We start from the raw sequence: 14,201 nt of genomic DNA on the forward strand, positions 1-14,201 counted from the left end.
CGCGGCCCTGCCCGGCCGTGAGGTGAATGACTACGATCGGCTGCCGCCCTCCAGGGAGGAACGGGCAGCTCACGACGAGGTCGGTATCCGGCGTACCCGAGCGACGGCCGAACTGCCCATCGAGTTGTTCCAGCGGTACAACGAGCTGGTCAAACCCACCCACGCCCAGTTGCTCGCCTTCCTCAAGGCAATGGTGGGCTGGCTGGTCCCCCGATACTCGCTGTACGAGGTGCTGGACGCCTCGGTCCGAGCCGAGGTGGGCTTCGACGGGGAGGAAGTCGTCGCGCTGCAGGGTGCCGGGACGCATCTGTACCTCTGGGCGGACCAGGAGCTGTCGCCCCGGACCGGCCGTCCGCTGTTCCCTCCGCACACCGCCGTTTACGGTGACAGGACCCGGTGGCTCGTGCCGGAGATCACCGGTGACGGCCTCGTTCCCGAGGGCATTGTCGACGCGCTCGAAGGAAGGACGAACAGCCCCGATGTCCCGCGCAGGAGGCTGGAGGACCGGCTGAACGCCCTGGCCGCGTGGCGCGGGCGCCACTCCGGGCATCCGCTGGACCGGCTGGGCGACGGGCACATCACGGCGCTCCACCTGGTGACCGGAGGAACGGACGGGTTGCTCTTCTTCTGGATGTCGACCGCCGACAGGCCGACCGTCGACCTCCTGCGTCAGGGCGTGCGCTCCGTCATCGATGACCTGTTCTCCAGACAAAGCATCCAGTTCCCGCGGCTGCTGATGAAGTACGGGAGCTTCAACACGACCGCCCGTGCGGCGATCGACGCGTACGGGACGGGCCAGGATCTGGCTGTGCACCGCCAGCGGGTGCTCGACGCGGCCGAGAGCGTACTGGACCGGGTCTTCGCCGAGCTCCCGCAGCACCTGGGGATGGCCCATGACGGGGTGCGCAGGCTGCCCGGTGTGGGCGAGAACGTGTTCTGGTCGGTTCGTGAAGCGGAGCCGCTGACCGGCGAGCCTGGCGGTGAGCCGTCTGGTGAGCTGGACGCCGTCTGGGTGCCGGAGGGGCACGAGGCGCGGCTGAACCGGGCAGCGGCCATGAAGAGCCCGGTCCTGGCGGGCCATTCGAACCCCGCAGGTCGGAAAAGGCTGTACGAGGTCGTGCAGTCGGAGCGCGCCCGTGACGTCTCGCCGGTGGTCCGCGACCCCGACTTGGGCCAGACGTTGTTCGACCGGGCCACGTGGCTGGACGTGGTGTCCCGCCGGATACGCCGCGACGCCGACGGTGAGCTCTACGAGCACGTCCTGCTGCGGGAAAGGGAGGATTTCTGGCCGGTCACCGCGGAACCGGAGGGTCGAGGCGCCCGGCCCGCTCGTCGGGCCACTGGTCCGGCGGCCCCGGAGCCGGTGCCGGGGAGGGCGGAGCGTCCGGCCGAATCCGCCGGGCGGGACCGCCATGGCTCCGGCAGGGAGGGAACCCGCGAGCCCCGGGTGCACAAGGAGGAGACCGATCAGGGCCGCGCGTCCCGTGAGCAGAAGCCGGCCCGCCAGGCGGACACGGAGGCGGGCCGGTCCGCGCCGACGCAGGCCGGGCCCGCGCCCCGGACCGCCAGCCCCAACTGGTACCGGATCGCCCATGAGGGTCGCGGCGTCGGGCTGTTCCACTTCACGCAGCCGGAGTGGGTCCGGCGCGAGCCGCCGTACAAGCTGGTGCACGCCGCGAAGCACTTCGTGCAGTGGATGCGCGACAGTGACGGCGACCGGTTCGGCCGCCGGTGGCCGTTGAAGCGGGTGATCCGAGGTGGCATCGTCTTCTATGGTCAGCACGGGAGTGAGGGGGCGGCTCCGGATCTGGAGAGGATGCGCAAGCACCTGGACCTGGACAGTGTCGAGAACGTCGTGATGCTGGAGTGCGGTGACGGGCTGACTCTCGCCAACGCGGTCGGCCGCCCGCAGGGCAGGCAGGCCGGCGATGTCGCCAAGGCGCTGGGCAAGTGGGTCTGGATACCGGAGAACGGTGTGGCGGTCAAGGCCGCGGGCAGTGCCGAGCCGGAGATCCACCTGCGAGAGAACAGCCAGGGCCGGGTCAGCAGTTGGCTGCGGTTCCACCCGGAGACGGGCCTGCCGTCGCGGCCCCCGGGGCCCTCCGCGTTGGGTATCGAAGCCGAGGAGTTGCCGGACGGCTCCACCTACCCCGCCGCCGAGGACTGGAACGCCCCCACGGCCGACCCTCCCCTGGCAGACGCCACCACCCTCCCGCCGCGTTTCCCGGCCCTCTACGGCCCCAACCCCGACGGCAGCCCGAGCCGCTACGACGAACTGAGCGAGGAGTACGAGAAGACACTCGGCGAGGTGATCCGCGGCGTCTACAGCGTGCGCTTCGAGCTGGTGTTCTCGCTCAAGAGCCTGCACGACTACTTCGTGCGGCACATCGGCCAGAGGAAGGCCGACCGCCTGTTCGCACGCAGCGGCCGCCCCGAGTCCGCCGCCGACCAGCTCGAGCGCCTGCTGGACGAGCACTCCGATGCCACCTTCGAGGAGCGTATGGAGGCGTTCGCACGGGCGTCCTACTCGCACCCCAGGCATCCGGAGGCGCTGGGCCGGTTGTGGGACGAGCATCCGTCGCTGAACCGGGATGGGCTGCCGGGTGTGCCCGACCGGGTAGTGCCGCACTCGGACGACGCCCGTGCGCTTCTGCATGGCCGGTACGGCCTCCGGCTCACCGACGGTCCGGCCGAGAGCATCACGTATCTGATGCGCGTGCGCCTCATGCTGGAGATGCCGGACGGCCTCGAGAGGTACTTCTGGCTGGCGCTGATCGGCTGGGGTCTGAGGCGTAAGTCGCTCAGGGAGGTCCTGACGGCGCTGGACAAGGCCGGGGTGCGCGATGAGCTGGATCCCCCCGCGCTGGTCGACGCGGCCCGGCTCCATGCCTGGAGCGACTCCCTGCTCAATCCCCGCCGCATGCTCACGAGCGAGTCCACGGCCGATTCCCCCCTGGGTTCGAGTGCGTCCGTCTGGGACTTGCTGCGGTTGCCGCATGAGCGGTACTTCCGGGAGGAGTGGCACCGGTTCCCTTTCCCGGTGCGACAACGCCTTGGGGAGATCGCGGAGCTGGCCAACCTGGAGGGCGGGTCGGAGTACTACGCCGATCCCCGCGTCAGCACGGATGCGACCCGTGAGTATCGCCGCCTCGCCTTGATGGAGTTGCTGGAACACCAGCGCACCGATGACGGTGTGGGGAACGTCAGGGCCGGACATCTGCTGGGCCTGTATCTGGCCGGCGGTCCGGACCGCCACCTGCTGCGGCCCCTGGCGGACTCCGGCCGGCGGGATAAAGCGGAGACGCTTCGGCTGCTCCGGGACGCTGCTCGTAGGCTGGTGGTGCGGGCGTTCGACAAGGCGGAGCACGAAGAGCACGGGTATCCGCTGGTCTTCCGTATGGACTCGCGGTTCGGGGAACTGCTGGAGCAGGCCGTGGACCTTCGGGCACCGGAGGGCGCACCGCGCCGGACCAGCTTGAAACGGATGCGGGATCGGCTGGCCAATCTGGCGGGAGTGCTGGTTGAAGAGTTGCTGCCGAAGCTGATCGGGTACGCGGAGCTGGCTGTCGAGGCGGTCGAGTTGCTGATGCCGGTCAGTGGGCCGGTGTACTTGCGCACGTTGGTGAACGGGGCGCGTCCTTTGGATGACGTGTCGACCGACCGGCGGTCCGTGCTCACCGAAGTGTTGCGGGGGGCCGGGGAGAACGGCCGTGGGGAGCCCCCGGTGCTCTATGAGGTGGAGGAGTCCACCCGAGCGCGGGTCATAGCCCCCTTCATTCGCAACGCTGACGAGGACCGGGGCTTCGCCCTGTATCCGGAGGCTGTCGCCTACCAGCGCGGCAAGCCCCGGGTGGAGCGCGACGAGAGCACCAACCAGAGGTATGTGGTGGTTCCCCTCAGGGAGCGGCCCGTGGAAAGTTCCGGGCCGGCGTGGAACCGCGAGTTCATGACCCGGGTGCTGCGCACACCAAGCGGCAGGCCGGCCGGCGGATTCCTCGCATCCCTGAGCGACTGGACCGACGCCGATATCCCTCTCCGCGCCGCCGCCCAGGCGACCCGCTACTACATTTCCCAGGGAACCAGGAGGATGGGAGGGAAAAAAGTCGACGTCGTCGAGGACGGTTCGCACGCGCTGCCCTGGCCGCTCGGAACCCCTCTCCTCGTTCTGCACAGCAGGGTCAGCGGGACCGTACCGTCCCGCTCCGGAACGAAGCGTGTGAGCGGCCCCCAGTTGGGTGTCTACGCGAAGGAGCTCCTGGCCCCCGCCGCGGGGAAAGCCGACGACTTCCGGATCGCGCTGATCGCGTGCCACGCCGCGGCTTCCCACCAGGCCGTTCCCCCGCTGGTACGGGGCGTGGCCGACTGGAGCGAGTCGGTGACCGCAGGCGCCTCCGGCCTCGTCACGCACCCGTTGGACGAGATCCGAACCGTTTCGGATGCGCGGGTGAGGGACCGGGTCCCCTTCCTGCTCGAACCCACCGCCGACGTACCGGAACCAAGGTTCGATGCGTTCGCGCCCCGGCCCCGGAACAGTTTGGCGCCACGCCCTTGGTCGTTCACCCTGCGGGGCCATCGCCTCAGTGGCCTGGCCGGGGAGCCGAAGTGGTCCGAGAAGGCCATGGACTACGAGACCGGGCTGGGCCTGGAACTGTCCCGGGGCCGCGACGCGCTTGACGCTGCTTGGCACGCCGTGAAGGTGGCCACTGGCACCCCGCCTTCGAGCTCCGCGGACCTGTCGACACTGATGTACCAGTTCTTTGGGCGGGCCCTGCCCGGCAAACGGTTGGAGGACTACGACCGGATGCCGCTCTCCGGGGAGGAACAGGCGGCTTACGAGGAAGCCGGTATTCGGCGCACCCGAGCGACGAGCGCGCTGCTCCGGGAGTTGTTCAAGCAGTACAAAAAGCTGATCGACCCCAGCTACGTCCAGTTGGTCGCCTTCCGTAAGGCGGTGGTGGGCTGGCTGGTCCCCCGCTACTCGCTGTATGAGGTGCTGGAGGCCGCGGTCCGAGCCGAGGTGGGCTTCATCGACGTGGAGGAAGTCGTCGCGCTGAAGGGCTTCGGGACGCATCTCTCTCTTTGGGCGGACCGAAAGCTGGCGCCCCGGACCGGCCGTGCGCTGGTCCCTCCGCACGTCGCCGTGTACCGCGACAGGACCCGTTGGCTCCTCCCGGAGGTCACCGGTGACGGCCTCGTTCCCGAGGGCATTGTCGACGCGCTCGAAGGGAGGACGAACAGCCCGGATGTCCCGCGCTGGGGGCTGGAGGACCGGCTGGACGCCTTGGCGGCGTGGCGTCGGCGTCACCCCGGGCATCCGCTGGACCGGCTGGGCGACGAGCACATCACGGCGCTTCAGTTGGTGACCGGGGGAACGGATGCGGCGCTCTTCTACTGGATGACGGCCGTGGACAGGCCGACCGTCGATGACTTGCGCGAGGGTGTGCGCTCCGTCATCGATGACCTGTTCTCCAGGCAGAAGGATGACTTCCCGTGGCTGTTGATGAAGTACAAGAAGTTCAACAGGGTCGCCCGTGCGGAGAGCGCCGCGTTCGGGACGGGGCGGGATCTGGAGGTGCACCGCCGGCGGGTGCTCGATGCGGCGGAGAGTGTGCTGGGCGATGTCTACGGCGAGATGCCGTGGCATCTGGGGATGGCGTATGAGGCGGTGCGCAGGTTGCCCGGGGTGGGTGCGAACGTGTTCTGGTCGGTTCGTGAAGAGGAGCCGGTGACCGGCGAGCCTGGTGATGAGCCGTCTGGTGAGCTGGATGTCGTCCGGGTGCCGGCGCTGCATGAGGCGCGGCTGAACCGGGATGCGGCCATGAGGTCCCCGATCTATGCGGGTGGCCATGCGAACCCCGCCGGTGGGAAGAGGCTGTTCGAGGTCATCAAGTCCCAGCGCGCCCATGATGTTTCGCCGGTGGTCCGGGATTCCGGGCTGGGTCAGACGTTGTTCGGCCAGGACACGTGGCTGGATGTGGTGTCCCGTCGGATACGTCGTGATGTCAGGGGCCGGCTCTACGAGCACGTGCTGTTGCGGGAAAGGGAGGAGTTCGGGCCGTCCACCGTGGAACCGGATGGTCGTGGCGCCCGGCCCGCGCCTCGGGCCACCGATCCGGACCGGGAGCCGGGGCCGGTGCCGGGGGCTGGGCGGCGCCCGGCGACGAATCCGATGCGCCCGGCCGAACCCGCCGGACGGGACGGCCGTCGCTCCGGCAGGGAGGAGTCCCGGAAGTCTTCGCGCCGGGAGAGCGATCGCGGTGGCCGCTCGCGCCAGGAGCGGGAGTCGTCCCGTCGGGCGGACGGGGGAGCGGGCCGTTTCGCGCGGGCGGAGCCAGGTCCCGCGCCCCGGGCTGTCGGTCCCGCCTGGTTCCGGGTCGCCAACGACGGTCGTGGGGATGGGCTGTTCCACTTCACGGTGTCGGAGTGGGCTCGGCGCAAGCCGGCGTACAGCGAGGTGCGCAACATAAAGCATTTCGTGCAGTGGGCGGGCTACGGTCGCGACCGGATCGGCCGCCGGTGGCCGCTGAAGCAGGTCGTCCGAGGTGGCATCGTCTTCTATGGTCAGCACGGCAGTGAGGGGGCGGCTCCGGATCTGGAGAGGATGCGCAAGCACCTGGACTTGGGCAGTGTCGAGAACGTCGTCATGCTGGAGTGCGGTGACGGGCTGGCCGGGGTGCCCCTTGCCGATGTCGCCAGAAGCCGTCAGGGCAGGCAGGCCGGCGCTGTCGCCATGGCGCTTCACAAGTGGGTGTGGATACCGGAGTTCGGTGTGGCGGTCACCAAGGCGCGGGGCAGTGACGCGCCGGAGATCCACCTGAGCGAGAACAGGCAAGGCAAGTCCACCATCTGGCTTGCGTTCGACCCGGAGACGGGCCTGCCCGCGCGGCCCTCCGCCGACGGGATCCCAGCCGAGGAGGTGACGGACACCACCTTGTACCCAGGCGCCGAGCACTGGAACGCCCCCACGGCCGACCCTCCCCTGGCAGACGCCACCACCCTCCCGCCGCGTTTCCCGGCCCTCTACGGCCCCAACCCCGACGGCAGCCCGAGCCGCTACGACGAACTGAGCGAGGAGTACGAGCAGACACTCGGCGAGGTGATCCGTGCCGTCCGCGAGCTGGACTTCGAGGTGGTGGACTCGCTCCGGGCACTGCACGACTACGTGAAGCGGCACCTCGATGAGGAAACCGCCGCGCGACTCTTCTCGCGCAGTGAGCGTCCCGAGTCCGCCGCCGACCAGCTCGAGCGCCTGCTGGACGAGCACTCGGATGCCACCTTCGAGGAGCGTATGGAGGCGTTCGCACGGGCGTCCTACTCGCACCCCAGGCATCCGGAGGCACTGCGCCGACTGTGGGACGAGAAGCCGTCACTGAACCCGGATCGGCTGCCGGGCGTGCCCGACCCGGTGGAGCCGCACGCCCCCGCCACCCGTGCGCTTCTGCATGGCCGGTACGGCCTCCGGCTCACCTACGGCCCGGCCGAGAGCGTCACGTATCTGATGCGTGTGCGCCGCATGCTGGAGATGCCGAATGGTTCCGTGGCGAAATTCCGGCTGGCGCTGATCGGCTGGGGTCTGAGGCGTAAGTCGCTCAGGGAGGTCCTGGCGGCGCTGGACAAGGCCGGGGTGCGCGATGAGCTGGATCCCCCCGCGCTGGTCGACGCGGCCCGGCTCCACACCTGGAGCGAAGCCCAGCTGGCTCCCCGCAGGCTGATGTGGGACGACTCCGGGATCCAGGACCGGTTGTCCACCACCTCGCCCCTGGACGCCATCACCATGCTGCGGCTGCCGCACGAGCGGTACTTCCAGGAGCAATGGGGCCACTTCCCTTCCCTGGTTCAACGACGCCTCCAGGAGACCGCGGAGCTGGCCAAACTGGAGGGCCGGCCGCGGCCCTCCGCTTCCCGCGCCGCCGGGGACACGACAGCCGGATCCCGCCGGGCCGCCATGATGGAGTTGATGGAACAACACGGCCTGTTCAATGGACGAGGGGTGCAGAACCTCAGGCCAGGACACCTGCTTGGCCTGTATCTGGCCGGCGGTCCCGACCGTCATCTGCTCGAACCTCTGCTGAACTCCGGTCGGTGGGACGAGGCGGAGACGCGTCGGCTGTTCAGGGCCGCGGCTCGCGACCTGGTATTGAAGGCGTTCGGCAAGGAGGAGCGCCGGTATCCGCTGGTGTTCCGCGTGGACCAGCGGTTCGACAAACTGCTGAAGGAGGCCGCGAAGCTCCTGGCAGCGGAACGCGCACCGCGCGGGACCAACCGGGCGGCCGAGTTGGAGCGGGTGCGCGATCGGCTGGTCAATCAGGCGAACGCGCTGGCCGAAGAGCTGGCGCCGGAGCTGACCGGGTACGCGGAGCTGGCCGTCGAGGCGGCCGAGCTGCTGATACCGGTCAACGGCCCGGTATACCTCGGCTTCTTGGCGGACGGAGCGCTGGACGACCCCCGTGCTCTGGATCCCCGTACTTACGCCGACAGCCGGGGCGTTGTCCCCACGCTGCGCTTGTCCGCCGTATCGGTCGACCGGCGGTCCGTCCTGGCCTCGCTGTTCCGGAAGGCCCAAAAGGCCCGGAAGCACGGCGTTGTGAAGTATCCGGTGGTGTTCGAGGTGGCCGAGGCCACTGTCCCGCGGGTCGTCGCCCCCTTCATCCCCGACCCCGGCCGATACCCGGGCATGGCCCTGTACCCGGAGGCTGTCGACCACCGGCCCGGCAAGCCCCGCGTCGTCGATCAGAGCTATGTGGTGGTCCCCCTCGAGCAGCTGCCCGCGGAGAGTTCCGAGCCGGCGTGGAACCGCGAGTACATGCCCCGGACGGTGCGCACACCAAGCGGCAGGCCGGCCGGGGAGGCATTCCTCTCCGCCTTCGACTGGGCCCGCGCTGAAATGCCCCTCCGCGCCGCAACACAGGCGACCACCTACCACGTTTACGTTGGCACCGGCGGGAAGCTGAGCCAATCCGGTGAGGTCGTCGAGGACCAGCCACGTGCCTTGTCCTGGCAGCCCGGGGAAGCGGCCACCCTCGTCCTGCACCACCAGGACGGCGCCATATCCATAAACTCACGCTATGGACTGAAGGTCGGGAGCATCCCCCAGATAGGCAGCTACGCGAAGCGGCTGAAGGCACCCAGTGACTTCCGGCTCGCGCTGATCGCATGCTATGCCGATGATCAGCTGGGACAGGGGCTGGCCGACTGGAGCGGGCGGGTCAGCGGTGGCGCCTCCGGCCGCGTCAGGCACCCCCGCGGCGACGACCCCGAGACCGTCTCGGGAGTGGTGCTGAGGGATCCGCTGCTCGTGGTCGAACCGACCCCCGACAACCCGGAACCCAGGTTCGCTACGTACGTGCCCCGGCGGCGGACCGGTCTGACGCCGCGCCCCACGTCGTTCACCCGCCAGGGGTACCGCCTCAGCGGCCTGATGGCGAAGGCGGAGTGGCCCGACCGGGCCATGAAGTACGAGACCGCGCTGGGCCTGACGCTGACGCTGGACCTCGACGCGCTCGACGCCGCTCGGCACGCCGTGGAGGTGGCCACCGGCACCCCGCCTTCGTCGAGCGCGGACCTGCCGGCGCTGATGGACAGTTTCTTCCGGGCGGCGCTGCCCGGCGAACGTGTGAAGGGCTACGACCGCAAGTCGCTCTCCACCGAGGAACTGGCGGAGTACCGCTCCCGCGGTATCCGGCGCACCCGTGCGACGAACGACCTGCCCCTGGAATTGTTCGAGGAGTATGCGGCGCTGGTCGACCCCGCCAACAGTCAACTGCTGAGCTTCCGCAAGGCCATGGTGGGCTGGCTGGTCCCCCGCTACTCGCTGTACGAGGTGCTGGAGGCATCGGTCCATGCCAACGTGGGCTACGCCGACGTGTTGGACGCCGTCGCCGCGCGGGGCGTCGGGACGCACCTGTACCTCTGGGCGGACTCGGCCTTCGCGCCACCGTCCGGCGCACCGCGGCCGGCCGGCGCGCTGATCCCACCGCACCACCAGGCGTACCGTGACGCCACCCGCCGTTGGCTCACCCCCAGGCTGACCGGCGACGGCCGCAGTCCCGGGGACGTTGTCAAGGTGCTGAGCGGAGGGGAGAACAGCCGCGACCTGTCCCGCGTGGACCGTGACCGGCTGAGGGCAGCGGAGAGCTGGAGCAGGCGCCATGGAGGAAGCATCCTGGACCGGCTGGGCGAGGCGCACATCATGGCGCTCCGTCTGTACACCGGGCCGGACAAGCCGATCTTCCACTGGTTCGGGACCGCCGGTGAGCCCACCCAGGACTCCCTGCGTCAGGAGCTGCACTCCATCGTCGAGGGGCAGCTGTCCCACGGCAGCTCCTCGTTCCCGTTGCTGCTGATGAAGCACCGGGAGTTCCGCAAGGCCGCCGAGCAGATCTCCGCGGAACGGAGCCGTCAGGGCCGGGCGAGGCACCGTCAGCCGTTGCTCGACGCGGTCGATCGGGTGGTCGACACGGTCTTCGCCGAGATCCCGCTCCACCTGGCGATGGCCTACGACGGGCTGCGCAGGCTGCCACCCGCCGGCGAGAACGTGTTCTGGGCGGTCCGTGAACGGGAGCCGCTGACCGGCGCACCCGGCGAAAGGCCCCCTGGCGAGCTGTCCCATGTCGATGTGAGGGAGGGGGACGAGGCGCTGCCGAACCGCCTGGCGGCCATGAAGGACCCGGTCCCCGCGGGCGGCCACGCGAAGCCTGCCGGCCGGATAAGGCTGCTGGAGGTCATGGAGTCCGGCATCGCCTCCGACCTCTCGCCGATCGTCCTCGACCCCGCACGAGGCCGGACGATGTTCAGGCTGCCGGCGCGGCTGGACGTCGTGTCCCGCGAGATACGCGAGGACGCCGGCGGGGAGCCCTACGAGCACGTTCTGCTGCGCGAAAGCGACGCGCCGGACCCGGCCGCCGCGGACCCGGCCGCCGCGGACCCGGCCGCCGTGGAGCCGGACGGTCGCGAAGCCCCGCCCGCTGACTCGGCCACCGCTCCGGTGGGCCCGGAGGACCTCGCGCCCCGGGCCGTCGGTCCCGCCTGGCACAGGGTCGCCGACGAAGGTCGCGGCGAGGGGCTGTTCCACTTCACGCCGTCGGACTGGGCCCGGCGCATGGCGCCGTACAGCGAACTGCGGAACGTGAAGCACCTCGTGCAGTGGCAGCGGGACAGCGACAGCAACCTGGAGGGGGGCCGCTGGCCGCTGCACCGCTTCATTTCGGGTGGCTACGTGTTCTATGGCCGGCACGGGAGCGACGTGACGCCCCCGGACCTGGCGGAGATGCGCGAAAACCTGGACTTGGACAGCGTCGAGAACGTCATCATGCTGGAGTGCGGTGAGGGACTGAACCGGCTGCCCCTCGCCGACGCGGCCAACAGCCGCCAGGGCAGGCAGGCCGGCGATGTCGCCATGGCGCTCGGCAAGCGGGTCTGGATACCGCAGGACGGTGTGGCGGTCACCCTGGCGCCGGGCAGTCGCGAGCCGGTGATCCACCTGCGTGAGGACGGCGAAGGCAAGGCCACCATCCTGCTCGGGTTCGACCCGAAGACGGGCCGGCCCTCACTGCCCCCGCGCCCCGCCGCCTTGGGCATCGAAGCCGAGGAGTTGCCGGACGCCACCTCCTACCCCGCCCCCGAGGACTGGAACGCTCCTGTCGACACCGACCGCTCCCGTGAGATTCCGGCTGAGGGCGCGGAAGACGCCGAGCACGCAGAGACCGCCGCATCGCGCGGCGCGTACCGGCGCACCGGCCCCCGTGCCGCCGAACTGGACGGCACGGGCTTGGCGCTGCACGAGTCGCCGGGGGCGGGTGGCCGGCTGCCCGACACTCTGCTGTTCACCGTCCGGTACGCGGCCCCCGACGCGTTGCGGGACGCCGGGATCGACACGTCCGACGCCTTCCGTGACTGGCTGGAGCGGCACGTCACGGACAAGGACGTGCCCGAAGACGCGCTGCCCCCGCTGGACGGCGGCCGGAACATCCCGGTGGACCTGCTGACAGCGATCGGTGTGCCGCTGACCCCCGATCAGCGATTCGAGGGCGCGTTCCTCGGCGGGCTTCCGTCCTCGGAGGTCATGGTGAGTACGGTCCAGCAGTTCCGCCTGCTGATGCGGGACCCGTCGTACGGGGGCGAGGGCGGCGGCTCGCTCGGGGATGTGCTCTCGGCGGTGGTGGCCCGCGACCTCGGCGTCGAGGTGGCCGTGGTGGGCCCGGACGGTGCGGTGAACTTCCACGGAGGCATCAAAGACGGCCGCCGTACCACGGCCGCCACGCCTCCCGCCGTCCTCGTCCGTGACGGCGACCGCTACCTCGCCGGCCTTCCGCTCGGGCCCGGCGAAATCCGCCAGAGACTGAACGACCGTCCATGACCTTCCCCCGAGGGATGGACAACAATTCGATATGCTCGCCACTCCGCATATTGATGCCTTGTGAAGCAGCGGCCGCTACGTCGACTCTCTCACTTGAGGACGTACCGTCAACAAGTGTTTTTCCCGGCCTTTCTCCGAATCACCTTCGATTTACCGAATGAGGATGCACAGTGAGCAAGACAGCGAAGTCGAGCGAAAGCGTCGCCCCGGCGAAGTCCGATGACCGGGAACCGGTGGCCGGGTCCGCCGTGAGCGAGGGCGCGGACGAAGCCGTCGAGCAGATCGACGGCGCCACCGAGAACATGCCGGATGTTCCGGACTCGATCCGCGAGGCCGCCCGGCTCGCCCCCGACCACTGGCTCGGCATGGTCGACCCGACCTGGCGCGGCGAGGCCGCACCCCCCGAGTGGGCCGTGGTCGGCCAGTGGCGGTCCAGCCCGGAGGGCGAGATCGTGGAGTGGCGGGACAACGAGGACTACAAGCCTTCTCCCACCGCGCTGGGCTGGCCGGAGCCCGCCGACAAGGTCGACGCCGCGGTGCAGTTGGCCGCGACCGGGTACGGGCCGGGCGAGGACGTCACGGAGGCGCTGGCCGCCCTGCCGGAGGCAGCGGTGTTCGTCACCCCCTCCGGTGACCCGCTGCCCGCCACCGCGCCGGACGGCAAGACCGCCATCGTGCCGGTGTTCACCTCGCCGGTCTATCTGCACACGTCGGGGCGCCTGGCGTTCGAACTGATGCCGATACCCGAACTGCTCGACCGGCTGCCCGAGGGGCACCTGCTCTACCTCAACCCTTCGGCGCCGGTGAGCATGACCCTGGAGACCGAGATGCTGCGCGCGGCGCTCGCCGGCCCGGACGCCCGGGAGTCCGAGGAGGAGCCCGCGCCCGCTGAAGCGGTCGCGGCACAGGGCAGGGGCAAGAGCAAGGCCGTTGGCGACGACACCGACGAGGAGGCCGCCGCGCCCCCGAGCCGTCCGGCTCGGCGGGCCACCGTGCCACGTACCACCTCGACGCGGACCCGGTCGGCCGAGTAGGGGACCGGCCAGGAGGGGCGGGCGGCGGGGGTTGGTCCCGCGGATCGAGCGGGAGCCGCAGGACGCGTGAGCGCCGATCTGCCCGGACACCTTGGGCAGATCCCCCGGGAAGGCCCGAGCCGCATCACTTCCTTCCCCGGGGGCGGGCGTCAGCAGGTCGCGAGTTCCAGACCGCTGCGGGCAGCGCCCGGTTTCACTGTGCGGGGCGTTCTGGGGGGCCGCGGCCTTGGTACGGCGCGGTTGTGCCTTGGCCGGCGGTCCGGACCCCGGTCGCCCCGTTTCCTTGCGCTCCATGGCCTGTTCGCCGGGCGTTTGAAGTGTGATCGATCGGTGGTCGTCGGCGGAGCCTACGTTCGCGAACGTGACCTTTTCGCATTCTGGCTCGTAGACGGGTCGGCCGGAGATGACCGCGAGCATCGTCCTGCCGCATGGCTTGGAGTGGGTCTCCGCGCTGGCTGGTGGTGAGTGGCCGGAGGCGATGGAGGGTGATCTGTGGGATCTGGAGACGGCGCACAGGGAGTTCGCGGCTGAGATCCGTGCGGTCGTGCAGGAGCTCGGTCCGGTTGCGGGGCAGGTCAAGTCGGGGATCTCGGGTGCGACGGCGGATGCGTTCGAGGCGTATCTGGAGCAGATGCTGAAGGCTCTGCCGGATGTGGCCACGGCGGCGGACCAGTTGGCGGACTCGTGCAACAACATGGCGTTGCAGGTCCAGTACTCCAAGAAGATACTTCTGCTGACGCTGGCGTGGATGGCTGCCCAGATCGCGTTTTTGGCGTGGTGGGCTCCGGAGGCTGTGCCGGGGATTGTCGCGG

General features: G+C 70.0%; 3 protein-coding genes (1 of these 3 only partly in view). All 3 read left to right on the forward strand.

All coding sequences use genetic code 11. The features are described 5' to 3' along the window. Window positions 1–12,355, forward strand: partial view of a hypothetical protein gene (locus M2271_RS38500; RefSeq protein WP_280892114.1) — the final stretch only. Its footprint begins 50,165 nt before the window's first position; the window shows 12,355 of its 62,520 coding nt (coding positions 50,166–62,520); its start codon lies off the left edge, out of view; its stop codon occupies window positions 12,353–12,355. 170 nt (window positions 12,356–12,525) lie between these two features. Then, window positions 12,526–13,389, forward strand: a complete 864-nt coding sequence (locus M2271_RS38505; protein ID WP_348539228.1) for a type VII secretion system-associated protein — start codon at window positions 12,526–12,528, stop codon at window positions 13,387–13,389. A gap of 403 nt (window positions 13,390–13,792) precedes the next feature. Beyond that, window positions 13,793–14,201: hypothetical protein (locus M2271_RS38510; protein ID WP_280892115.1), on the forward strand; the 409-nt coding region annotated here is incomplete at its 3' end.

Origin of the sequence: Streptomyces sp. LBL (assembly GCF_029893585.1) — a bacterium.
Classification (GTDB): domain Bacteria; phylum Actinomycetota; class Actinomycetes; order Streptomycetales; family Streptomycetaceae; genus Streptomyces.